This is a genomic window from Mycobacterium sp. 852002-40037_SCH5390672, from assembly GCF_001665875.1.
GTDB lineage: Bacteria > Actinomycetota > Actinomycetes > Mycobacteriales > Mycobacteriaceae > Mycobacterium.
In genome coordinates, this window is sequence record NZ_LZTA01000062.1 from 1 (window position 1) to 22,815 (window position 22,815).

Below are 22,815 nucleotides of genomic sequence, written 5' to 3' on the forward strand. Positions count from 1 at the left end.
TGGGTGCGCTACCGGGCCCGGGTGCCCACGCACAGCTTCGCCTTCGTGGGCGCCGAAAAGGCGGCCGCCACAACTGATGCCACGGCGGCCATCGCGGATGCCGACGTCATCCTGCTGGCGCCGTCGAACCCGGTGGTGAGCGTCGGCGCCATCCTGGCCGTGCCCGGCATTCGCGGCGCGTTGCGTGCGGCGCGCGCCCCGATCGTCGGCTACTCACCGATCATCGGTGGAAAGCCCTTGCGCGGCATGGCCGATGCCTGCCTCTCGGTGATCGGGGTCGAGTCCACCGCCGAGGCCGTCGGCCGCCACTACGGGGCCCGCCGGGACACCGGCATCCTGGATGGCTGGCTCGTGAGTGAGGACGACCACGCCGACATCGACGGCGTCGCGGTGCGCTCGGTGCCGCTGGTGATGACCGACCCGAAGGCGACGGCCGAGATGGTCAGCGCCGGACTGGACGTCGCGGGGGTCGCTCCATGACGCCTTCGCCCGGCGAGCACGGCACCGCCGCCGCGATCGAGATCCTGCCCGTTGTCGGGCTGCCCGAATTCCGACCGGGCGACGATCTGGGTGCGGCCGTGGCCGCGGCCGCACCGTGGTTGCGCGCAGGCGACGTCGTGGTGGTCACCAGCAAGGCGGTGTCCAAATGCGAGGGCCGGCTGGTGCCGGCGCCGCAGGATCCCGAGGAGCGCGATCGACTGAGGCGCAAGCTGGTCGACGACGAAGCCGTCCGGGTGTTGGCCCGCAAGGGCCGCACCCTGATCACCGAGAACCGGATCGGCCTGGTGCAGGCCGCCGCGGGCGTGGACGGATCCAACGTCGGGCGCGACGAACTGGCGCTGCTGCCGGTCGACCCGGACGGCAGCGCCGCGGCGCTGAGGGCCGCGCTGCGCGAGCGGCTCGGTGTCGATGTCGCCGTGGTCATCACCGACACGATGGGCCGCGCCTGGCGCAACGGCCAGACCGACGCGGCCGTGGGTGCGTCGGGTTTGGCTGTGCTGCACGGCTATTCCGGGGCAGTCGACCAACACGGCAACGAGCTGCTGGTCACCGAGGTGGCGATCGCCGACGAGATCGCCGGGGCCGCCGATCTGGTCAAGGGCAAACTGACCGCGATGCCCGTGGCGGTGGTGCGCGGCCTGTCCATCACCGACGACGGCTCGACGGCGCGGCAGTTGTTGCGCCCGGGCACCGAGGACCTGTTCTGGCTAGGCACCGCCGAAGCCCTCGACATGGGCCGCCGCGAGGCGCAGCTGCTGCGCCGATCGGTGCGCCGGTTCAGCGCCGAACCGGTGCCGGCGGAGCTGCTGGAAGACGCCGTCGCCGAAGCCCTGACCGCACCGGCTCCCCACCACACCCGCCCGGTGCGGTTCGTCTGGCTGCAGACCCCGGCCACCCGGACCCGGCTGCTGGACCGCATGCAGGACAAGTGGCGCGCCGACCTTTCCGGTGACGGCCGGCCCGCCGACTCGATCGACCGCCGGGTGGCGCGCGGCCGGATCCTCTACGACGCGCCCGAAGTCGTCCTCCCGATCCTGGTCCCCGACGGCGCCCACTCCTATCCCGACGCCGCCCGCACCGACGCCGAGCACACCATGTTCACCGTGGCGGTCGGCGCGGCCGTGCAGGCCCTGCTGGTCGCGCTGGCGGTGCGGGGGCTGGGCAGCTGCTGGATCGGCTCGACGATCTTCGCCGCCGACCTGGTGCGCAACGAGCTCGAGTTGCCCGCCGACTGGGAGCCGTTGGGGGCCATCGCCATCGGCTACGCCGCCGAGCCCGCCGGGCCGCGCGATCCGGCGGACGCCGGTAATCTGCTGATCCGCAAGTGATACTGAGCCCATGACGTTCGCGGGCAAGGCGGCGGCCTCGGCCGACAAGGTCCGCGGCGGCTACTACACCCCCGCGCCGGTGGCCCGCTTCCTGGCCGCCTGGGTCCGTGCGGCGGGACCCAGGATCGTCGAACCCTCCTGCGGCGACGGCGCCATCCTGCGCGAGCTGGCCGCGCTCAGCAACCAGGTCCGCGGCGTCGAGCTGATCGCCGACGAGGCGGCCAAGTCGCGCCGGTTCGCTCCCGTCGACAACCAGAGCCTGTTCGCCTGGCTCGCCGGCGCGCAGGCCGGCGCATGGGACGGGATCGCCGGCAACCCGCCCTACATCCGGTTCGGCAACTGGTCCTCGGAGCTGCGCGATCCGGCGCTGGATCTGATGCGCCGCGTTGGCCTGCGTCCCACCAGGCTGACCAACGCCTGGGTTCCATTCGTCGTGGCGAGCACCGTGCTGGTGCGCGACGGCGGGCGGGTGGGACTGGTGCTTCCGGCCGAGCTGCTCCAGGTCAGCTACGCCGCACAGTTACGCGACTTTCTGCTGAGCCGATTCCGCGAGATCACCCTGCTGACCTTCGAGCGCCTGGTGTTCGACGGCATCCTGCAGGAGGTCGTGTTGTTCTGCGGAGTCATCGGCGCCGGCCCCGCGCGCATCCGCACCGTGCACCTCAAGGACGCCGACGCCCTGGCGGGCGCCGATCTGGGCGTGGAACATCTTCCTTCCGAGCCCGCACGCGTACACGACAACGAGAAGTGGACCAAGTACTTTCTGGACCCCGCCGCGATCCGGCTGCTGCGCGCGCTCAAGGGCTCGGGCACCCTGACCCGGCTCGGGGCGGTGGCCAGGGTGGAGGTCGGCATCGTGACCGGGCGCAACGCGTTCTTCACCTTCACCGACGCCCGGGCCGATGAGCTGGGGCTGCGGCCGCACTGCGTCCCGCTCGTCTCGCGCAGCGCCCAGCTGTCCGGGCTGATCTACGACACCGATTGCCGGGCAAGCGATCTCGCCGCCGGGCAGCGCAGCTGGCTGCTCAACGCGCCGCGCGAGCCGGACGATGCCGCGTTGAGCGCCCACATCCGCGCGGGTGAAGCGGCCGGGGTGCACCGCGGCTACAAGTGCTCGATCCGCAAGCCCTGGTGGAGCACGCCGTCGCTGTGGGCGCCCGACCTGTTCCTGTTGCGCCAGATCCACCGGGCGCCGCGGCTGACCGTCAACGCCGCCGCGGCCACGAGCACCGACACCGTGCACCGGGTGCGCCTCACCGCCTGCTCCGGTACCCGGGTCGACCCCGCCGCGCTGGCCGCGGTGTTCCACAACAGCGTGACGTTCGCCTTCGCCGAGATCATGGGCCGCAGTTACGGCGGGGGCGTTTTGGAGCTGGAACCCCGCGAAGCCGAGCAGCTGCCCATTCCCCGGCCGGCGCACGCCGACGCCGAGCTCGCCTGCGACGTGGACCTCTTGTTGAAGGCCAACGAGACCGACAAGGCGCTCGACGTCGTCGACCGTCGCGTGCTGATCGACGGCCTGGGAGTGCCGGCCGAGGTGGTGGCGGACTGCCGTGCGGCGTGGGCGTCGTTGCGGGATCGGCGCAAGCGGCGGCGGTCGCGATGAGCGTTCGGGAGTCGACGATCGCGCTCCTGTCGGACTGGGAACCCCCCGACGCGGCGCAGGATTCGCTGCGCCACGCCGTGTTGGCCTTCGTGCACGCCCGCAGCGATGCCTGCCGGCGCGAGTGCGTGCCCGGCCACGTCACCGCGTCGGCGCTGGTGCTCGACCACTCCGGCGACCGGGTGCTGCTGACCCTGCATCGCCGCCTGCGCCGGTGGGTGCAGTTGGGCGGGCACTGCGACGAGGACGACGCCGACATCGTCGCCGCGGCGCTGCGCGAGGCCACCGAGGAGTCCGGGATCGACGGGCTGCGCATGAAACCCCGATTGGCCGCGGTGCACGTGCATCCGGTGGTCTGCTCGCTGGGCGTGCCGACCCGCCACCTGGACCTGCAATTCGTGGCGCACGCGCCGGCCGGCGCGCAGATCGCGATCAGCGACGAGTCGGAGGACCTGCGGTGGTGGCCCGCCGACGCCCTGCCGGACGGGACGGATTACGCGCTGGAGTATCTGGTCGCCCAGGCCAGGCGAGCCGAACCCGCCTAGACGTCGGACGAGTAGCGGATACCGCCGTCGGGAATCGACACACCGGGCCACACCCGGGCGCCCCGCAACAACTCGCAGCGCGCACCGATGTCGGCGCCGTCGCCGATCACGCCGTCGCGGATCAGCGCCCGCGGGCCGATGCGCGCACCGAAGCCGATGATCGAGCGCTCGATCACGCTGCCGGCCTCGACCTTGACGCCGTCGAAGATCACCGCGCCGTCCAGCCGGACACCGGGGCCGATCTCGGCGCCGCGCCCGACGACCGTGCCGCCGACCAGCACCGCACCCGGCGACACCGCCGCGCCGTCGTGCACCAACTGCTCGCCGCGGTGGCCGTGCAGCGCCGGCGACGGGGCGATGCCGCGCACCAGATCCGCCGAGCCCCGCACGAAGTCCTCGGGGGTGCCCATGTCGCGCCAGTAGCTGGCGTCGACGTAGCCGCAGACCTTCACGTCGGGATCCGACAGCAGAGCGGGGAACACCTCACGTTCCACCGAGGCCTCGCGGCCGCGCGGAATTCGGTCGATCATCTGACGCGAGAAGACGTAGCACCCGGCGTTGATCTGGTCGGTGGGCGGATCCTGGGTCTTCTCCAGGAACGCGGTGACGCGGCCTTCCTCGGTGGTCACGCAGCCGAACGCCCGCGGGTCGCCCACCCGGACCAGGTGCAGGGTCACGTCGGATTCCTCGGCGGAGTGGAAGTCGAGCATCTGGCCCAGGTCGGACCCGGACAGCACGTCGCCGTTGAACACCATCACGGTGTCGTGCCGCAAATGCCCTGCGACGTTGGCGATGCCGCCGCCGGTGCCCAGGGGCCGCTCCTCGGTGACGTACTCGATCTGCAGGCCGAGCTTGGAACCGTCGCCGAACTCCGCCTCGAACACCGCGGCCTGATACGACGTGCTCAGGATGACGTGCTCGATGCCCGCCGCGGCGACCCGCGACAGCAGATGCGTGAGGAACGGCAGGCCCGCGGTGGGCAGCATGGGCTTGGGCGCGGACAGCGTCAGCGGCCGCAGCCGGGTGCCCTTGCCTCCGACCAGGATCACCACATCGACTTCTGGAGTTCCCACCTCAGCGTCGCCCTTCTACTCGCCGCCCGGACGCGCGCAGCGCGCTGCGCACCATCAGCCGGGAACGCAGCGCCAGCGAGGCACGCAGCGTCCAGCGCAGCGGGGCGCGCAACCAACCGGAATGCCGGTCGGCCAGAAACATATACGTGCTCTTGTGGTGTGCGGCCAGATGGTTGGCCGGGTCTCCTCCGGTGGAGTGACCCTTGTGGTGCAGCACCTCCGCCGACGGCACGTAGACCGAAAGCCAGCCGGCCTTGCCGAGCCGGTCGCCCAGGTCGACGTCTTCCATATACATGAAGTAGCGCTCGTCGAAACCGCCGATCTGGCCGAACGCCGACCGGCGCACCAGCAGGCACGACCCCGACAGCCAGCCCACCGGCCGCTCGCTGGGCTCCAGCCGCTCCTGGCGGTATGCGGCCGACCACGGATTTCTCTTCCAGAACGGTCCGACGACGGCGTGCATGCCGCCGCGGATCAGGCTGGGCAGGTGCCGCGCCGAGGGATACACCGACCCGTCTGGATCGCGGACCAGCGGGCCCAGCGCACCGGCGCGCGGCCAGCGCGACGCGGCGTCCAGCAACGCGTCGATGCTGCCCGGGCCCCACTGCACGTCCGGGTTGGCGACGATCACCCAGTCGTCGTCGCCGTCCAGTCGTGCGATGGCACGATTCACCGCCGTCCCGTAGCCGAGGTTGGCTCCGGTGTGGAACAGCCGCACGTTGGGATAGCGATCGACGGCCGCCTGCGGGGTGCCGTCGGTGGAGCCGTTGTCGGCCAGCAGCACGCACACTTCGCGCTCCGTGGCCAGCGACAGCGAGGCCAGGAAGCGCTCCAGGTGTGGGCCCGGTGAGTAGGTCACCGTCACGACCGGCAGGACGTCAGTCACGCGTAGAGGGTAACGGTCGATCGGCCGCGACATCGCTATCGGAGGCGGCCAGCGCCGCGACGAGCGCAGGGCGCCAGGGCCTCAGGGGCCGCATCCCCGCCGCGACGGACTGACCGCTGGCCAGCGCGGTGTAGGCCGGCCGCGGTGCCGGCCTCGGGAACTGTGCGGTGGTGACGGGACGCACCCGCTGCGGGTCGGCGCCGCATTCTTCGAAGACGGCGCGGGCCTGTTCGAACCGCGAGCAGGCGCCCTCGTTGGCGGCGTGCAGGATCGGGCCGGGCACGCGATCGTCGACGATCTGCAGCAGCGCGGCGGCCAGGTCGCCGACGTAGGTCGGGGACCCGGTCTGGTCGTCGACCACGTTCACCGGGCCGTCCCCGGCCGCCAGGCGGCGCATCACCGCGACGAAGTCCTTGCCGGTGCCGCCGGTGTAGACCCAGGCGGTGCGGACCACGACCGCCTCGGGCAGCGCCGCGAGCACGGCCCGCTCCCCCGCGACCTTGCTGCGGGCATACACGCTCTGCGGCGCGGTTTGATCGCTGGGCTCGTACGGCCGCGGCGCCGCGCCGCCGAAGTCCCCGTTGAACACGTAGTCGGTGGAGACGTGGACCAACTGGGCGCCGGCCTTCGCGCAGGCCGCCGCGATGTGCCCGGGACCGGTTTCGTTGACGGCGAACGCGCCCGCCTCGTCGCTCTCGGCGCCGTCGACGTCGGTGTAGGCCGCGCAGTTGATCACCACGTCGCCGCGCTGCACGATCCGCTCGGCTGCCGCGGGGTCGGTGATGTCCCACTGCGACGACGTCAGCGCCAGCGTGTCACGGCCCTGACTTGCGGCTAGCGAGGTCAAATAGCCGCCCAGCTGCCCACCGGCACCGGCGATCACGATCCTGGGAGACATGGTTCGAGTTTCGCATGGCGTGAAAAGCCCGAGGACGCGCGGACCACGCCCCGGGGCGCGCGGGGGCTGGCTACCCGTGAAGCTGCTGTGTCACAAGTAATGTAGTGGGATGCCTGTGCAACGTGTGGTTCGTGTGATTGCCACCGCGCTGACGCTCGCGGTCGTCCTCGGCACCGGGATCGCGTGGAGCAACGTCCGGTCCTTCGAAGACGGCATCTTTCACATGTCCGCGCCCTCGCTGGGCAAGGGCGGCGACGACGGCGCGATCGACATCTTGCTGGTCGGCCTGGACAGCCGCACCGACGCGCACGGCAACCCGTTGTCGCAAGCGGAACTGGACGCGCTCAAGGCCGGCGACGAGGAAGCCACCAACACCGACACGATCATCTTGATCCGCATCCCCAACAGCGGGAAGTCGGCCACCGCGATCTCGATCCCGCGCGACTCCTACGTCGCCGCGCCGGGCCTGGGCAAGACCAAGATCAACGGCGTCTACGGCCAGACCCGGGAGGCCAAACGCGCCAGCCTGGTCAGGGCCGGCGACTCCGCCACCGACGCCGCGGCCCAGGGCACCGAGGCCGGTCGCGAGGCGCTGATCAAGACCGTCGCCGACCTCACCGGCGTCACCGTCGACCACTACGCCGAGATCGGGCTGCTCGGCTTCTCGTTGATCACCGACGCGCTCGGCGGCGTCGACGTCTGCCTCAAGGAGCCGGTGTTCGAACCGCTCTCGGGTGCGGACTTCCCGGCCGGCCCGCAACGACTCAACGGGCCGGAGGCGCTCAGCTTCGTGCGCCAGCGTCACGAACTGCCCCGCGGTGACCTGGACCGGGTGGTGCGCCAGCAGGTGGTGATGGCCTCGCTGGCCCACCGGGTGATCTCCGGCCAGACCTTGTCCAGCCCCACCACGGTCAGGCGGCTGGAGTCCGCCGTGCAGCGCTCGGTGGTGATCTCCGCCGGTTGGGACGTCATGGATTTCGTGCAGCAGATGCAGAAGCTGGCCGGGGGTAACGTCGCCTTCGCCACCATTCCGGTGCTCGACGGCGCCGGCTGGAGCGACGACGGCATGCAGAGCGTGGTGCGGCTGGACCCGCATCAGGTCGCCGACTGGGTCGGTGGCCTGCTGCACGATCAGGAACAGGGCAAGACCGAGGAGATCGCCTACACACCCGCGAAGACCACCGCCAGCGTTGTCAACGACACCGATATCAACGGGTTGGCCGCGGCGGTATCAGACGTGTTGAGCGCCAAGGGCTTTGCCGCGGGTACGGTGGGCAACAACGATGGCGGGCACGTCAAGGCCAGCCAGGTGCGCGCCGCCAAGAGCGACGACCTGGGGGCCAAGGAGGTCTCCAAGGAATTGGGTGGGTTGCCGGTGGTCGCCGACGCCTCGCTGGCGCCGGGTGCGGTGCGGGTGGTGCTGGCCAACGACTACAGCGGTCCGGGCTCGGGCCTTTCCGGCGGCGCGACGATCGTGCCCGCCCGGGTCTCCACCGCCGGTGCGGTGTCGGCCGGCGCAGGCGTTCCCGCGCCGTCGCCGATCCTGACCGCCGGCTCCGACAAGCCGGAGTGCATCAACTGATCACGCTGAGCGGGGGCATCCTCGATCCGATGCTGCGGGCCGATCCGGTCGGGCCGCGGATCACCTACTACGACGACGACACCGGCGAACGCATCGAATTGTCCGCGGTGACGCTGGCCAACTGGGCCGCCAAGACGGGCAACCTGCTGCGCGACGAGCTGGGTGCCGGGCCGGCCAGCCGGGTGGCGATCCTGTTACCCGCCCACTGGCAGACGGCGGCGGTGCTGTTCGGGGTGTGGTGGATCGGTGCCGAGGCGGTGCTGACGGGCCCGGCCGAGCCGGCTTGCGACATCGCCCTGTGCACCCCCGAGCGGCTCGACGAAGCCGACGACGCGGTGTCGGGGGGTGAGGTGGCGGTGCTGTCGCTGGACCCGTTCGGCCGCCCGGTGCCCGACCTGCCGATCGGCGTGACGGACTATGCCACCGCGGTGCGGGTGCACGGCGATCAGATCGTCGCCGAAGCGCGTCCCGGTCCGGCGCTGAGCGGGCGGTCGGCCGAGGAGGTATTGGCCGATTGTCAAAGCTCGGCGGCGGCAAGGGGTTTGACGTCGAGCGACCGGGTGCTGTCCGGCGCATCGTGGTCCGGGCCCGCCGAACTGGTGGACGGGCTGCTGGCGATCATGGCCGTCGGCGGCTCGCTGGTGCAGGTGGCCAACGCGGATCCCACCGCGCAAACGCGCCGGATCGAGACCGAAAAAGTCACCCGGGTGCTGTAAGGGCGCCGGGTCGTCACTCGGCCCGGCCAATACATATTGATATCGCAATATTTCGATGTTAACGTCGTGCAAGCATGGGCTGAACGCGTAAGACGAGAGGAAGGTTGCGGCCATGGCGGTGTACGGGCTCTTGGGAAAGGCGGCGGGCACGGTATTCACCGGGCTGGTCGGCGTGACGGCCTACGAGGTGGCGCGCAAGGCCGTGGCCAAGGCGCCGCTGCACGAGACCGCGGTCAAGGGGGCCGAGCTCGGACTGCGCGGCACCCGCAAGGCCGAAGAGGCCGCCGAGTCGGCGCGGCTCAAGCTCGCCGACGTCATGGCCGAGGCCCGTGAGCGCATCGGCGAGGAGGCGCCCACCCCCTCGATCGGCGACACCCACGACCACGAGCACTGATCCTTCCGATATGGACCTCGCCCTAGTCCCCGACATCGCAGACGAGGCGCGAACCGAAGACCCCGCGCTGCAAGTCATTTCGGACGCGGCCGGACGCATGCGGGTCGCCGTCGAGTGGGTGCGCGCCAACTCCCGGCGCGCCGTGGCGGTCGAAGAGGCCGTCGCCAAGTGCGAGGGTGTGCGCGTGGTGCACGCCTACCCGCGCACCGGATCGGTCGTCGTCTGGTATTCGCCCCGGCGCGCTGAGCGTTCCGCGGTGCTGGCCGCCATCGGCGAGGCGGCGCACGTCGCCGCCGAGCTCATCCCGGCCCGCGCGCCGCATTCGGAGGAGATCCGCAACGCCGACGTGCTGCGCATGGTCGTCGGCGGCGCCGCGCTGGCGCTGCTGGGGGTGCGCCGCTACGTCTTCGCGCGCCCGCCACTGCTGGGCCCCAGCGGCCGGTTGTTCGCCACCGGGGTCACCGTCTTCACCGGCTATCCCTTCCTGCGCGGCGCGCTGCGCTCGTTGCGCTCCGGGCGGGCCGGAACCGACGCGCTGGTCTCGGCGGCGACCGTGGCGAGCCTGGTGTTGCGTGAGAACGTCGTCGCGCTGACCGTGCTGTGGCTGCTCAATATCGGTGAGTACCTTCAGGATCTGACGTTGCGGCGGACCCGCCGGGCCATCTCCGAACTGCTGCGCGGCAGCCAGGACACGGCCTGGATCCGGCTGACCGACGACGCGCAAGCCGGCCCGAGGGCCGAGGTGCAGGTGCCGATCGACACCGTGCAGATCGGCGACGAGGTCGTGGTCCACGACCATGTCGCCATACCGGTCGACGGCGAGGTGGTCGACGGCGAGGCGATCGTCAACCAGTCCGCGATCACCGGGGAGAACCTGCCGGTCAGCGTGGTGGTCGGCATGCACGTGCACGCGGGTTCGGTGGTGGTGCGCGGGCGCCTGGTGGTGCGCGCCCACGCGGTCGGCAACCAGACCACCATCGGTCGCATCATCACCCGGGTGGAGGAGGCCCAGCACGACCGCGCGCCGATCCAGACCGTCGGCGAAACCTTCTCGCGCCGTTTCGTTCCCACCTCGTTCATCGTCTCGGCCATCACCTTGGCGATCACCGGTGACGTCCGCCGGGCGATGACCATGCTGCTGATCGCCTGCCCGTGCGCGGTGGGCCTGGCCACCCCGACCGCGATCAGCGCGGCGATCGGCAACGGCGCGCGACGCGGCATCCTGATCAAGGGCGGCTCACACCTCGAGCAGGCCGGCCGGGTGGACGCGATCGTGTTCGACAAGACCGGCACGCTCACCGTCGGGCGCCCGGTGGTCACCAATATCATTGCGCTGCACTCAGATTGGCAGCCCGAACAGGTGCTGGCGTATGCGGCCAGCTCGGAGATCCACTCCCGGCATCCGCTGGCCGAGGCGGTGATCCGGTCCACCGAGGAACGCCACATCACCATCCCGCCGCACGAGGAGTGCGAGGTCCTAGTCGGGCTGGGCATGCGGACCTGGGCCGACGGCCGGACCCTGCTGCTGGGCAGCCCCGGGCTGCTGCAGGCCGAAAAAGTCAAGGTGTCCAAGAAGGCAAAGGACTGGGTCGACAGGCTGCGCCGCCAGGCCGAGACCCCGCTGCTGCTGGCCGTGGACGGCAAACTGGTGGGGCTGATCAGCCTGCGCGACGAGGTGCGTCCCGAGGCCGCCGACGTGCTGGAGAAGTTGCGCGCAGGCGGTATTCGCCGAATCGTGATGCTCACCGGAGATCACCCCGACATCGCCGAGGTGGTGGCCGGCGAGCTCGGGATCGACGAGTGGCGCGCCGAGGTGATGCCGGAGGACAAACTCGCCGCCGTGCGCGAACTGCAGGACCAGGGCTACACCGTCGGCATGGTCGGCGACGGCATCAACGACGCCCCCGCGCTGGCCGCCGCCGACATCGGCATCGCCATGGGGTTGGCCGGCACCGACGTGGCCGTCGAGACCGCCGACGTGGCGCTGGCCAACGACGACCTGCACCGCCTGCTCGACGTGCGCGACCTGGGCGCCCGCGCCGTCGACGTCATCCAGGAGAACTACGGCATGTCCATCGCCGTCAACGCCGCCGGCCTGATCATCGGCGCCGGCGGCGCGCTGTCCCCCGTACTGGCCGCCATCCTGCACAACGCGTCGTCGGTGGCAGTGGTGGCCAACAGCTCCCGGCTGATCCGCTACCGCCTCGATGCTCCGCGTGGCGCATCGAACGGCGATCGCGCAGGCTGAGGGTTCAGCAGCCGCAATCCTCGCCACGCCAGGCGCGCACGCCCTGCCACACCGCAACCCCGGCGATCGCCAGCCCCACCGCGGGGTCGATCCACCACGCGCCGGACCACAGTGTCGTCATCGCAAGGCCGATCAGCACCCCGGCGGCCTGGGCGGCGCACAGGTAGTTCTGGATTCCTTCGGCCTCGGTGGCCCCCGAGCCCAACCGGGTGCCCAACCGATGGTTGGCCCGCCCCAGCACCGGCATGAGCACCAACGCGAAGGCGGTCAGCCCGATGCCGATCACCGACGTCTCGGCGTGGTGGTCACCCGTCAGCTCGTGGATGGATTCGGCGGCGATGTACGGAGCTGTCAGCCAGAACGACACCGCGACACCGCGCTGCGCTCGCCGCTCGGCGCTCTCGGAAAATGCACGCGCACCGCTGAACCGCCACACCACCATGGCGCTCGCCAGCGCCTCCGACGCTCCGCCCAGGGCCCAGCCGGTCAGGGCGACGGAGGAGACCAAGAGCCCCTGCCACAGCCCGACGACGCCCTCGACGAGCACCACCGCCAGGCTGATCCAGGCCAACCGGCGCGCCCACCCGGCGCCGCGCCGGCGGTCGGCGTCGTGGGCCGCGATGCTCCCGCATTCTTGCTCGATGGCAACCGAAGGGGTCATGGCGCGAGGCTAGCGGCGCCCCGGCGGGGCCCGTGCCCGCAACGCCCGGCCGTGATCGATCTGTGTCGCACCTCGTGACCGGGGCCTCGGCGCTGGTAGTTATGGTGGCTAACCAGTAGACCGGAAGGATTTCCACGATGGCGCGCACCGACGACGACACCTGGGACCTGTCGACCAGCGTGGGAGCGACCGCCACCATGGTGGCCGCCGGACGGGCCCGGGCCACCCGAGACGGGCTGATCGACGACCGGTTCGCCGAGCCCCTGGTGCGCGCGGTCGGCGTCGACTTCATGACCCGGTGGGCCGCCGGTGAGCTCGACTCCGCCGACGTCGACGAGCCCGACGCCCCGTGGGGCATGCAACGCATGACCGACATGATGGCCGCCCGCACCCGCTACATCGACGCGTTCTTCGCCGAGGCGGGGGCCCAGAACAATGGGGCCATCCGGCAGGTGGTCATCTTGGCTTCCGGCCTGGACGCGCGCGCCTATCGGCTGCCGTGGGCGCGGGGCACCACCGTGTTCGAGATCGACCAGCCGCAGGTCCTCGAGTTCAAGGCCGCCACCATCGCCGAACTCGGCGCCGAACCCACCGCCGAAGTGCGCGCCGTTCCGATCGACCTGCGCCACGACTGGCCGTCGGCGCTGCGGCAGGCCGGCTTCGACACCGCCCGGCCGGCCGCCTGGGCGGCCGAGGGACTGGTCGGCTTCCTGCCGCCCGAAGCTCAGGACCGCTTGCTGGACAACATCACCGCCCTGTCCGCCGACGGCAGTCAGCTGATGGTTGAGGTCTTCGCGAACACGGGGACAAACGGGGACGCGTTGAACGCCGCGAGCGAGAAATGGCGGCGCAACGGCCTCGACATCGCGCTGGGTGAACTGGGCTTCCCCGGCGAGCGCAACGACGTGGCGACCTATCTGCAGCACCTGGGCTGGCAGCCGGTTCGCACACCGCTGAACCAGCTGTTGGCCAACAACGGGTTACCGCTGCAGTCCACGGATCCCGATGCGCCCTTCGCCCAGAACTACTACTGCACAGCGGTGCTGCACAGGGCAGGTTAAAGGAAGGCAATACGATGCCGAACAGCAAGCCCGCCAAGCCACTCGACGGTTACCGGGTGCTCGACTTCACCCAGAACATCGCCGGGCCGATGGCCGGACAGGTGCTGGCCGATCTGGGCGCCGAAGTCATCAAGATCGAGGCGCCCCTCGGTGAGGCCGCCCGGCACATCACGGCGGTCCTGCCCGGACGCCCACCGCTGGCCACCTTGTTCCTGCCCCACAACCGGGGCAAGAAGTCGGTGATGGCCGACCTGCGCAGCGACGAGGCCAAGCAGCAGATCCTGCGGCTGGTCGATACGGCGGACGTTGTGCTGGAAGGCTTTCGGCCCGGGGTGATGGAACGCATGGGCCTGGGTCCCGAGCAGCTGCAATCGCGCAATCCCAAACTCATCTACGCGCGCCTTTCCGCCTACGGCGGCAACGGCCCGGAGGGCAGCCGGCCGGGCGTCGACCTCATGGTCGCCGCCGAGTCGGGCATGACGACCGGGATGCCCACTCCCACCGGCAAGCCCCAGATCATCCCGTTCCAGCTTGTCGACGCCGCCAGCGGGCACGTGCTGGCCCAGGCCGTGCTGGCCGCGCTGCTCAACCGTGAGCGCCATGGAGTCGCCGATGTCGTGCGGGTCGCCATGTATGACGTCGCGGTCAGCCTGCAGGCCAGCCAGCTGACCATCCACCTGAACAAGCCAACCGACGCCCCGAAGCCGGACTCGACACTAAAACCTAAGCGACGCAAGGGTGTTGGTTTCGCCACCCAACCGTCGGACGCATTCAAGGCCGCCGACGGCTACCTGGTGATCAGCGCGTATGTGCCCAAGCACTGGGACAAGCTGTGCGAGATCATCGGCCGGCCAGACCTGCGCGACGACGAGCGGTTCATCGATCAGCGCGCGCGGGCACTCAACTATCCCGAGCTGACCGAAGAACTCGAGAAGGCGCTGGCCGCCAAGACCGCCGACGAATGGGTCCGGCTGCTACAAGAGGGCGGGCTGATGGCGTGCCACGCCTACACCTGGAAGCAGGTGGTCGGCACCGCGCTGTTCGCCGAGAACGAACTCGCCCTGCCGGTCGGCGAGGGCCCGGAGCAAGTCACGGTAATCCGCACTCCGGCACGCTATTTGAGCTTCGACGCCTTATCGGCTGGCTGGGCCACCGAGCCTCCACCGGCCCTCGGGCAGCACACCGAGGAGTACCTGGGCGCGCCGCAGCCCACGCCGTAGGTCCTCACGGCGTGAGCTTGACCACCCGGTCGTTCCCGCGGTCGGCGACGTAGACGTTGCCATCCTTGTCGACCGTCACCGCCAAGGGAGTGTTGAGTCCGGTAAACCCGAGGACGGTCGCGGCGGTCGCGCCCGGCGGGTACTTCACCACGTCGTTCTTGTCGTGCTCGGTGACATAGACGGTGCCGCTGTTGTCCACCGCGATGCCCCATGGCACGGACAGGTCATGAAACGGCAACTCCGACTGGGTATTCGACGCCACGTCGAGCTTCACGACTCTGTTGTTGTCGGTGTCAGCGACGTAGACGTTGCCCGCGGGGTCGACGGCCACCCCGTCCGGATTGTTGAGCCCGTTGAACGGCAGCACGGTCTGGGTGTTGGATCCGGCCGCCAGCTTCACCACCCTGCTGTTGCCGCGGTCGGCGACGTACACGCCGCCCTGGCTGTCGACCGCGACGCCCTCGGGGTAGTTCAGGCCGGTGAACGGCAACTGCTTTTGACTGTTGGAGCCCGCGGCTATGCTGATCACCCGGTTGTTGAAATCGGCGACGTACACCGTGCCCGCGCCGTCGACGGCCAAGCCCTGTGGCTCGTAGAGCCCGTTGAACGGCAGCACCGTCGTGGCGTTCGAACCGGTCGTCAGCTTCACCACCCGGCCGTACATGCCCTCGCTGGTCACATAGACATTGCCGGCGCTGTCCAGCGTCACCCCGCCCGGAGACAAACGAAAGTCAATGCCGTTGAACGGCAACACACTTTGACCGCTTGCCTGCTTCGACGGCCCCGACGATTCGGTGGACAGGTAGCTGACGACCGCCACGACGAAAGCGACCAGCGCGACCAGGGCGATGGCGCCGACGATGATCCACTGCTTACGTTTGTTGTCGTTCGGCACGGCGGGACGCCCGACGTCCGGACGGGGTCCATAAGAGCGGCCGGAAGTCGTGGGGGCGGCGCGGATCAGCGACGGCCCAGAGCCGGACCGCTCGCTCCTGTTCGCACCGCTGCCCCCCGAGGGCCACGGACCCGCCACGGTGTCGGCGCTCGGTGCCGACGCGAACGAACCCGGCTCGCGCGCCACGCGCTGATCGTTGGCAGCCGCGCCCAGCGCCGCGCTCTGCCCCTCGCGCAGAATCGTGCTGGCCTGCAGCTGCTGGGATCCGGTCAACGCTTCATGGGCGGCGGCGGCGAATTCGCCTGCGGTGCGGTAGCGCTCCTCGGGACGTTTGGCCATGCCCTTGGCGATCACGTGATCCAAGGCGGGCGGAATCGCGCCGGGGCGCAATTGGCTGGGCGGCGGGGCCGTCTTCGTCAGATGCGCGGCGACCAGCCGTTCGACGGTTTCCGCCCGGTAGGGCGGTGATCCGGTCAGGCACTCACTCAAAACACATGCGAGCGAATAGATGTCGGCGCTATGGGTGACCTCGTCGTCGGTGAATCGTTCCGGGGCCATGTAGTAATAGGTTCCGATCGCGGTCCCGACCTGGGTCAGCCCCGGATCGGTCGCGGCCCGCGCGATGCCGAAATCCGCCAGGTAGGCAAAGTCGCTGGGGGTGACCAAAATGTTGCCCGGTGTGACATCGCGGTGCGTCACGCCGGCGGCGTGCGCCGCGTCCAGCGCGGCGGCGACCTGGCGGATGATGGCGATCGCCCGCGGTGGGGCCAGCGGCCCGTCCCGGTGCAACAGAGTGCCCAGATCGACGCCGTCGACAAGGCGCATGTCCACGTAGAAGCGCCCATCGAACTCGCCGTAGTCATGGATCGGCACCACATGCGGTTCGGTCAGCCGCCCCGCGATGTCGGCCTCGCGCTGCAGGCGCGCACGGAACTCCGAGTTGCCGGTGAACTGCTGGGAGATGAGTTTCAGGGCCACCATGCGGCGCTTGCGGGTGTCCTCGGCCTCGTACACCTCACCCATGCCGCCCTGGCGCAGAAGTCGCACCAGCCGGTAGGGGCCGAACCAGGACCCGACCCGCGAGGCAGGCCCGCTATCGCTCACCCTCGAGCCTCCTTGGCATCGTCAGGAAATCGCATTGACCGCGCTCGACAGCTTCGCCGTGAACGCGCTGGGCAGCGGGATGGAACCGTACTGGTCCAAACCGTCCTGGCCCGGACCGATCGCGGCCTGCATGAACGCCTTCACCGCCGCGCCCGTGGCCGCGTCCGGGTACTTCGAGCAGACGATTTCATAGGTCGCGAGCACGATCGGGTACGCGCCGGACTGCGTCGGCTTGTAGAACGACGAGGTGTCCAGCACCAGGTCGTTGCCCTGCCCGCTGAAGGTCGCACCGGCGATCGTCTTCTCGACGGAGTCCTTGGTGATCGGCACCGCGTCCGGGCCCGCCGACGTGATGATCGACGCCATGGTCAGCTGCTTGCCCACCGCGAACGACCACTCGTTGTAGGTGATCGACCCCTCGGTGTTCTGCAGCAGCGCCGACGTGCCGTTGTTCCCGCTGGCGCCCTGTCCGACCCCGCCGTTGAACGTCTCGCTGGAGCCCTTGCCCCACGCGCCGTTGGACGCGCCGTCCAAATACTTCTGAAAGTTCGCCGTGGTACCGGATTTGTCACTGCGGAAGATGACCGCGATGGGAGTCGACGGCAGGTTGAGGCCCGAGTTGATGGCCTTCAGTGCAGGGTCATCCCACTTGGTGATGGCGCCGTTGAAGATCTTCGCGACGGTGGGCCCGTCCAGTTTCAGCCCGCTCACACCGGTCAGGTGGTAGGTGACCGCGATCGGCCCGAACACCGTGGGCAGATCCCAGGCCGGCGAACCGCACCGCTGCGCCGCCCGGTCGTTCTGACCCGTGGACGGGTCAAGGGGGACATCGGAACCGGCGAGGTCGGTTTGGTTGTTGACGAACTCGGTCACGCCGGCGCCGGACCCGTTCGCGTTGTAATCCAGCGTGTAGCCGGGGCAGGCCCGGACGTAGGCGTAGACGAACTGCTCGATCGCGTTTTGCTGCGCGGTCGAGCCGCTGTCTTTCAGCACCTTCTTGCCGCCGCAGTCCACCGGCGCCGACTTGGCGCCGGAGCCCGAGGAGTTCGAGTTGCCGCCGCACCCCGTCAGCGCCAGCGCGGTGACGGCCACCAGACCCAACGCGGCGCCATATCGAGGGAACCTCACGCAACTCCTTCGCACATCGCGGCGGCGGATGCGCAGGGCTCGCCGCCGGCTGCTATCCAGGGGACCACAAAAGTTAATCAATCGTGAATATACAAACCCTTGACTTTTAATAAGAGGTACCTGTGCGGCGGCTATTTGCCAAGCACCGCCACGTAGCATGCGTGGGTGATGGGTCGTCGAGAACACAGCGCAGCCGCGGGTCCGGTTTCGGCCGCCACTGGCGGCGGCACGGGCCTGCCGCTGGGGTCGGCCGGCGACCGCCATACGGCGCGGCCGGCTAACTGACCGTGTTCCTGCTGCTGATCATGCTCGGATGGCTGATCACCTGGCTATCGCGGCGGACGCCACGCGATCAGGCGCCGTTGCCCGGCAGCCGCACCACCTGAACGAAAAACTCGTCGATCTGCCGGACCGCCTTCATGAATTGGTCCAGATCAACGGGTTTGGTGACGTAGGCGTTCGCGTGCAGCTTGTAGCTCTTGAGGATGTCTTCCTCGGCCGAGGAGGTGGTGAGCACCACGACCGGGATGCGAGCCAGATCGGGATCGGACTTGACCTTTTCCAGCAGCTGGCGGCCGTCGTATTTGGGCAGATTCAGGTCGAGCAGGATGAGGTCGGGCCGCGGCGCGTCAGCGAACTCACCGCGCCGGTAGAGGTAGTTGAGGCCTTCCTCGCCGTCGTGCGCGACATGCAGCCTGTTCTTGAGTTTGTTGTGTTCGAACGCTTCTCGCGTGATGAGCTCGTCGCCCGGATCGTCCTCGACGAGCAGGATGTCGATTGCTCTGCCTTCTGGTGTCGTCATTGATGCGCTCCTTCCAAAGCGACCGAGTCTGTTTCGTCGACGGGTTCGGGCATGGGCAGGGTGAATTCGAATCGGGTCCCGTCGGTGTAGGACGTGTCGATCCGGACGGTGCCGCCGTGATGCTCGATGATCTTCTTGACCAGCGCCAGGCCGACTCCGGTGCCGGCGTACACATCCCGGCCGTGCAGCCGCTGGAAGATCACGAAGACCTTGTCGGAGAATTCCTCCGGAATGCCGATGCCGTTGTCCGCCACGCTCAGCACCCATTCGCCGTCGTGCGTGCCGCTGCCCGGCGAGCATTCGATGGCGATGCGGGGGCGACGGTCCTTGTGCCGGAACTTGATTGCGTTGCCGATGAGGTTCTGCCACAGCATCGTCAGCAGCATCGGATCCCCGACGATCTGCGGGAGCGGCTGGGCCGGACGCACGATTTCGGCGTCGGTCTCCTCGATCGCGACGGCCAGGTTGGCCAGGCCGGCATCCAGCGTCGCGTCGAGCTTCACCTCGGTTTCGGTGGTGCCCAGCCGGCCGACCCGGGAGAAGGTGAGCAGGTCGTTGATCAGCGCCTGCATGCGCTTGGCGCCATCGACCGCGAAGCCGATGTATTCGATGCCGCGCTCGTCGAGCTTGTCGCCGTAGCGTTTTTCCAGCAGCTGGCAGAACGAGGCGACCTTGCGCAGAGGCTCCTGCAGGTCATGGGAGGCGACGTAGGCGAACTGCTCGAGTTCGGTGTTGGAGCGGCGCAATTCGGCGGCCTGCTCATCAAGCTGCGCCTGGGCGCTTTGCGACAGCCCGAGATCCTCGACCATGCGCTTGCGCATGTTCTCCACGTTGATCGCCATGTTCCGAATGTCTCTGGGCCGCGTGGGAGCCGAGATGGTGACGTCGAAATTGCCCTCGGCGATCCTGCGGCAGGCCGCGGCCAGCGCCGCGATCGGCCGGGTGATCGCGGACCGACTGAGCAAGCCCAGCACCAGGGCTGCCCCAATGACGATCAGCACCGTGGCGCCCAGCACCCAGTCGCGCCAGCTGTTGATCTCGTTGAGTTCGTCGGTAGCCGCCGCAGCGGCCACCGCCAGGTGCGTGTTCTGCGTATCGAAAAGCTCGCGGAGATGGTCGAATTTGCTCTTGCCCAGGTCGGCCGTGCGGGGCCCGATGACGCTTGGCGTCTTGGGGGCCACGTTGGTGATCAGCGGCTCGGCATAGCTGGTCCGCCAGTCCGCGGCCGCCGTTTCGACGGCGTCCAGATCGGCGATCACCTGCGCGCGCCCGCCCACCAATCGCCGAATCTCTTCGGCGGCAGCCTGTTCGGCGCGCTGCCCGTCGTAATACGGCGCGAGGAACTGCCGGTCAGCGGAGATCAGGTACCCACGCAGACCCGTCTCCTGGTCACGCAGAGCCGCCTGCAGGCGGGCCGCCGCGACCCGCGCCGGCTGAATCCCGGCGGCCATCTCGCGCGACACCTCGTCGGCGCGATGCAGCAACGCCGCACCGATCAGCGCGCCGACGAGCACCGTCGCGCCCATGATCCACAACACGAGTGCCAGCCATCCCCGAACGGTGAGCTCCGTCAACCGAATCGGACGCAGTGCCGTCACGTGGTAGTCCTCTCGAGACGCAGGACGGCGATGTCATCGGTAAGGCCGCCGCGCGGCTGCGCGAGTTCCTGGGCACCGTTGATCAGCGCGTCGACGAACGCCGGGCCGGGGCGGTCCGCGTGCGAGCGGGCCAGGGCAAGCAGGCCGTCCTCGCCCAGTCGTTGCGTGCCCTCACCCGAATATCCCTCGTAGAGTCCGTCGGTCAGCAAGAGCAGGCCTTCACCCGCGCGCAGCTCCAGCTCCTCGGACGGCCAGTCGCCCGCGCACAGGCCCAGTGCCGGGCCGCCCGGCGGCTCGAGCCACTGCACGGTTCCGCCGGCCTGCAACAGCATCCCGGGATGGCCGGCGCGGATGACGCCGACCCGTGGGCTTTCAGGCGAGATCTTGAGGCTGAGCACCGTCGCGAAAATCCCGGTGGCGGTGCGTTCCGAATACAAGACCCGTTCGAGCTGGCGCATCAGTTCGACGCCGTGCACACCGGCGAAGGTGAGCGCGCGAAACGCGATCCGCAGGGCCGCGCCCAGCGCCGCCTCGTGCGGGCCGTGCCCGGCGACGTCGCCGATCAGCACGTGCACGATCCGGTCGGGCGTCTGGACCACGTCGTAGAAGTCCCCGCACAGCAAAGCGTCTTCGCGGCTCGGCCGGTACCGGGCCACGATGTCGACGCCCGGATTGTCCAGCAGCAGCGGGGAGGGCAGCAGGCCGCGTTCCAGCAGCGCGTTCTCCCGGGCTCGCAGCTGCGTCGCGTGCAGATCGGCGGCGATGAGTTCGGCGCGCTTGCGCTCGATGGCGTACAGCAGCGCGCGGCGCAGCATTTCCGGCTCGACCCGGCCCTTGACCAAGTAGTCCTGGGCACCGGCGGCGACCGCCGAAGCCCCGAAGTACTCGTCGTTCAGGCCGGTCAGCACCACGATCGGAACGGTGGCATCGCGGTTGGCGATGCGGTTCAACGCGTCGATCCCGCTGGCGTCGGGCAGGTGCAGATCCAACAGCACACAGTCGGGCCGGGCGGACTCGAGCTCGCGTTCGGCATGCGCCATCGACTGCGCCCACACCACCCGAATATCGGCCACCGCGTCGCTGATCAGTTCTTCCACCAGCACCGCGTCCGCGCGGTCGTCCTCGACCAATAGCAACGACAATGACTGCCAACTCGCCTCAGGTGCGACCGGAGCGCGCGTCGGTATCAATTGCCGGCCATCTGTGGACGAGCATCGGACGTCACGTTCTGCACCGCAGACCCCCTTGCCGCGATAAGCCCTGTGCGCTGTGACGGTGGTCGGACGTGAGTCGGTGGCTGTTTACCGACTGTCGGTGTGGACTTCACGCACCGAGTGGAGATCCTAAGCGGTGCGGTTCGGCTTCCCGCAACAGCATCGCCGGAAAACGATCAGCGCAGCAGCGCACGCGACATCACCACGCGCTGAATCTGATTGGTGCCCTCGTAGATCTGGGTGATCTTGGCGTCGCGCATCATCCGCTCGACGGGGAAGTCGAGGGTGTAGCCGGCGCCGCCGAACAGTTGCACCGCGTCGGTGGTGACTTCCATCGCGACGTCGGAGGCCAGGCACTTGGACGCCGCGGAGATGAAGCCCAGGTGGGATTCGCCTCGCTCCGCGCGGGCGGCCGCGTGGTACACCATCAGCCGGGCGGACTCGACCTTCATGGCCATGTCGGCGAGCATGAACTGCACACCCTGGTTGTCGCTGACCGGACGGCCGAACTGCTTGCGATCCCTGGTGTAGGCGATGGCGGCGTCCAACGCGCCCTGGGCGATGCCGACCGCCTGGGCGCCGATGGTGGGCCGGGTGTGGTCCAGCGTCGCCAGCGCGGTCTTGAAGCCGGTGCCGGGGTCTCCGATGATCCGGTCGCCCGGGATGCGGCAGTTCTCGAAGTACAGCTCGGTGGTCGGTGAGCCCTTGATGCCGAGTTTGCGCTCCTTGGGCCCGACGGTGAAGCCCTCGTCGTCGCGGTGCACCATGAACGCCGAGATGCCGTTGGCACCCTTGTCGGGATCGGTCACGGCCATCACCGTGTACCAGCTCGACTTGCCGCCGTTGGTGATCCAGCACTTGGCGCCGTTGAGAATCCAGTCGTCCCCGTCGGCCTTGGCCCGGGTCCGCATCGCCGCCGCGTCGCTGCCTGCCTCCCGCTCGCTCAGCGCGTAGGACGCCATCGCCGAGCCGTCCGCGATCGACGGCAGCACCTGCTTCTTCAGCTCGTCGGAGCCGCGCAGGATCAGCCCCATGGTGCCCAGCTTGTTCACCGCGGGAATCAGCGACGCCGACGTGTCGACGCGGGCGACCTCCTCGATCACGATGCACGCCGCCACCGAGTCCGCGCCCTGCCCGCCGTACTCCTCGGGCACGTGCACGGCGTTGAACCCGGAGGCGTTCAGCGCCGCAAGCGCCTCGTCGGGGAAGCGGGAATTCTCGTCCACGTCGGCGGCGTGCGGAGCGATCTCCTTCTCCGCCAGCGCGCGAATCGCGGCCCGCAACTCGGTGTGCTCCTCGGGCAGTTGGAACAGATCGAAGTCGGGGTTTCCCGCCCATCCAGCCATCTTGAGAGCCTC

Annotated in this window: 20 protein-coding genes; 10 read left to right on the forward strand and 10 right to left on the reverse strand. The window is 69.4% G+C overall.

The window, feature by feature from the left end:
• From A5782_RS09855 to A5782_RS09870, 4 genes are all read left to right on the forward strand, one after another.
• On the forward strand, window positions 1-480 hold a 480-nt coding region (locus A5782_RS09855), incomplete at its 5' end, for a 2-phospho-L-lactate transferase CofD family protein (RefSeq protein ID WP_197694179.1).
• Window positions 477-1,829, forward strand: a complete 1,353-nt coding sequence (locus tag A5782_RS09860; RefSeq protein ID WP_067098716.1) for a coenzyme F420-0:L-glutamate ligase — start codon at window positions 477-479, stop codon at window positions 1,827-1,829. The genes A5782_RS09855 and A5782_RS09860, both read left to right, overlap by 4 nt.
• Before the next feature lie 10 nt (window positions 1,830-1,839).
• Entirely contained in the window at window positions 1,840-3,435 is a 1,596-nt protein-coding gene (locus A5782_RS09865; protein WP_067098719.1) for a class I SAM-dependent methyltransferase, read from the forward strand.
• Complete coding sequence (locus A5782_RS09870) at window positions 3,432-3,977, forward strand: NUDIX domain-containing protein (protein WP_067098913.1); 546 nt, start codon at window positions 3,432-3,434, stop codon at window positions 3,975-3,977. The genes A5782_RS09865 and A5782_RS09870 overlap by 4 nt, the downstream gene beginning before the upstream one ends.
• On the opposite strand, the gene A5782_RS09875 is transcribed toward A5782_RS09870, so the two are convergent.
• Genes A5782_RS09875 through rfbD form a run of 3 tightly spaced genes read right to left on the reverse strand, consistent with a single transcriptional unit; the run spans window position 3,974 to window position 6,834 of the window.
• Complete coding sequence (locus A5782_RS09875) at window positions 3,974-5,050, reverse strand: sugar phosphate nucleotidyltransferase (RefSeq protein ID WP_067098722.1); 1,077 nt, start codon at window positions 5,048-5,050, stop codon at window positions 3,974-3,976. The genes A5782_RS09870 and A5782_RS09875 overlap by 4 nt on opposite strands.
• 1 nt (window position 5,051) lies before the next feature.
• Window positions 5,052-5,969, reverse strand: a complete 918-nt coding sequence (locus tag A5782_RS09880) for a glycosyltransferase family 2 protein (protein WP_156623872.1) — start codon at window positions 5,967-5,969, stop codon at window positions 5,052-5,054.
• Window positions 5,929-6,834 carry a dTDP-4-dehydrorhamnose reductase gene (gene rfbD / locus A5782_RS09885; protein ID WP_067098729.1) on the reverse strand — a complete coding sequence of 302 codons (906 nt, stop codon included), beginning with the start codon at window positions 6,832-6,834 and terminating at the stop codon, window positions 5,929-5,931. The genes A5782_RS09880 and rfbD overlap by 41 nt, the downstream gene beginning before the upstream one ends.
• Window positions 6,835-6,943: 109 nt before the next feature.
• Between rfbD and A5782_RS09890 the strand changes: the two genes are divergently transcribed.
• From A5782_RS09890 to ctpC, 4 genes are all read left to right on the forward strand, one after another.
• Window positions 6,944-8,416: an LCP family protein gene (locus tag A5782_RS09890; RefSeq protein WP_067098732.1), complete on the forward strand. Its 1,473-nt coding sequence runs from the start codon at window positions 6,944-6,946 to the stop codon at window positions 8,414-8,416.
• Window positions 8,404-9,132 carry a TIGR03089 family protein gene (locus tag A5782_RS09895; RefSeq protein WP_197694180.1) on the forward strand — a complete coding sequence of 243 codons (729 nt, stop codon included), beginning with the start codon at window positions 8,404-8,406 and terminating at the stop codon, window positions 9,130-9,132. The genes A5782_RS09890 and A5782_RS09895 overlap by 13 nt, the downstream gene beginning before the upstream one ends.
• A 112-nt stretch (window positions 9,133-9,244) precedes the next feature.
• Window positions 9,245-9,526, forward strand: a complete 282-nt coding sequence (locus tag A5782_RS09900) for a DUF1490 family protein (RefSeq protein ID WP_067098735.1) — start codon at window positions 9,245-9,247, stop codon at window positions 9,524-9,526.
• A gap of 10 nt (window positions 9,527-9,536) precedes the next feature.
• Entirely contained in the window at window positions 9,537-11,774 is a 2,238-nt protein-coding gene (ctpC, locus tag A5782_RS09905; RefSeq protein ID WP_067098738.1) for a manganese-exporting P-type ATPase CtpC, read from the forward strand.
• A gap of 4 nt (window positions 11,775-11,778) precedes the next feature.
• Here the strand turns inward: ctpC and A5782_RS09910 are convergent, their stop codons facing one another.
• Window positions 11,779-12,435: a cation transporter gene (locus tag A5782_RS09910; RefSeq protein ID WP_067098741.1), complete on the reverse strand. Its 657-nt coding sequence runs from the start codon at window positions 12,433-12,435 to the stop codon at window positions 11,779-11,781.
• Between the two features lie 137 nt (window positions 12,436-12,572).
• On the opposite strand from A5782_RS09910, the gene A5782_RS09915 reads away from it, so the two are divergent.
• Together A5782_RS09915 and A5782_RS09920 are read left to right on the forward strand one after the other, a co-directional pair.
• Window positions 12,573-13,496: a class I SAM-dependent methyltransferase gene (locus A5782_RS09915; protein ID WP_067098746.1), complete on the forward strand. Its 924-nt coding sequence runs from the start codon at window positions 12,573-12,575 to the stop codon at window positions 13,494-13,496.
• A 14-nt stretch (window positions 13,497-13,510) separates the two neighbouring features.
• On the forward strand, window positions 13,511-14,716 hold the full coding sequence (locus tag A5782_RS09920; RefSeq protein ID WP_067098749.1) for a CaiB/BaiF CoA-transferase family protein: 1,206 nt from the start codon (window positions 13,511-13,513) through the stop codon (window positions 14,714-14,716).
• 4 nt (window positions 14,717-14,720) lie between these two features.
• Here the strand turns inward: A5782_RS09920 and A5782_RS09925 are convergent, their stop codons facing one another.
• The 6 genes from A5782_RS09925 to A5782_RS09950 all read right to left on the reverse strand — a co-directional run bounded on the left by A5782_RS09925 (window position 14,721) and on the right by A5782_RS09950 (window position 22,803).
• Complete coding sequence (locus A5782_RS09925) at window positions 14,721-16,715, reverse strand: serine/threonine-protein kinase PknD (RefSeq protein WP_067098754.1); 1,995 nt, start codon at window positions 16,713-16,715, stop codon at window positions 14,721-14,723.
• Window positions 16,716-16,736: 21 nt separating this feature from the next.
• Window positions 16,737-17,843 (reverse strand): phosphate ABC transporter substrate-binding protein PstS, encoded by a 1,107-nt coding sequence (gene pstS / locus A5782_RS09930; protein WP_067098759.1) that lies wholly within the window; start codon window positions 17,841-17,843, stop codon window positions 16,737-16,739.
• 352 nt (window positions 17,844-18,195) lie between these two features.
• Entirely contained in the window at window positions 18,196-18,645 is a 450-nt protein-coding gene (locus tag A5782_RS09935; RefSeq protein ID WP_067098765.1) for a response regulator, read from the reverse strand.
• Window positions 18,642-20,243 carry a CHASE3 domain-containing protein gene (locus A5782_RS09940; protein ID WP_067098770.1) on the reverse strand — a complete coding sequence of 534 codons (1,602 nt, stop codon included), beginning with the start codon at window positions 20,241-20,243 and terminating at the stop codon, window positions 18,642-18,644. The genes A5782_RS09935 and A5782_RS09940 overlap by 4 nt, the downstream gene beginning before the upstream one ends.
• Window positions 20,240-21,385, reverse strand: a complete 1,146-nt coding sequence (locus tag A5782_RS09945; protein ID WP_156623873.1) for a PP2C family protein-serine/threonine phosphatase — start codon at window positions 21,383-21,385, stop codon at window positions 20,240-20,242. The genes A5782_RS09940 and A5782_RS09945 overlap by 4 nt, the downstream gene beginning before the upstream one ends.
• 248 nt (window positions 21,386-21,633) lie before the next feature.
• Entirely contained in the window at window positions 21,634-22,803 is a 1,170-nt protein-coding gene (locus A5782_RS09950) for an acyl-CoA dehydrogenase (protein WP_067098777.1), read from the reverse strand.
• Between the last annotated feature and the right edge of the window lie 12 nt (window positions 22,804-22,815).

Bases quoted from the DNA above. Each gene is read 5' to 3' on its own strand.
- A5782_RS09860 (WP_067098716.1), top strand. From the start codon at position 477: ATGACGCCTTCGCCCGGCGAGCACGGCACCGCCGCCGCGATCGAGATC.
- A5782_RS09865 (WP_067098719.1), top strand. From the start codon at position 1,840: ATGACGTTCGCGGGCAAGGCGGCGGCCTCGGCCGACAAGGTCCGCGGC.
- A5782_RS09870 (WP_067098913.1), top strand. From the start codon at position 3,432: ATGAGCGTTCGGGAGTCGACGATCGCGCTCCTGTCGGACTGGGAACCC.
- A5782_RS09880 (WP_156623872.1), bottom strand. From the start codon at position 5,969: ATGTCGCGGCCGATCGACCGTTACCCTCTACGCGTGACTGACGTCCTG.
- rfbD (WP_067098729.1), bottom strand. From the start codon at position 6,834: ATGTCTCCCAGGATCGTGATCGCCGGTGCCGGTGGGCAGCTGGGCGGC.
- A5782_RS09890 (WP_067098732.1), top strand. From the start codon at position 6,944: ATGCCTGTGCAACGTGTGGTTCGTGTGATTGCCACCGCGCTGACGCTC.
- A5782_RS09900 (WP_067098735.1), top strand. From the start codon at position 9,245: ATGGCGGTGTACGGGCTCTTGGGAAAGGCGGCGGGCACGGTATTCACC.
- ctpC (WP_067098738.1), top strand. From the start codon at position 9,537: ATGGACCTCGCCCTAGTCCCCGACATCGCAGACGAGGCGCGAACCGAA.
- A5782_RS09910 (WP_067098741.1), bottom strand. From the start codon at position 12,435: ATGACCCCTTCGGTTGCCATCGAGCAAGAATGCGGGAGCATCGCGGCC.
- A5782_RS09915 (WP_067098746.1), top strand. From the start codon at position 12,573: ATGGCGCGCACCGACGACGACACCTGGGACCTGTCGACCAGCGTGGGA.
- A5782_RS09920 (WP_067098749.1), top strand. From the start codon at position 13,511: ATGCCGAACAGCAAGCCCGCCAAGCCACTCGACGGTTACCGGGTGCTC.
- A5782_RS09935 (WP_067098765.1), bottom strand. From the start codon at position 18,645: ATGACGACACCAGAAGGCAGAGCAATCGACATCCTGCTCGTCGAGGAC.
- A5782_RS09950 (WP_067098777.1), bottom strand. From the start codon at position 22,803: ATGGCTGGATGGGCGGGAAACCCCGACTTCGATCTGTTCCAACTGCCC.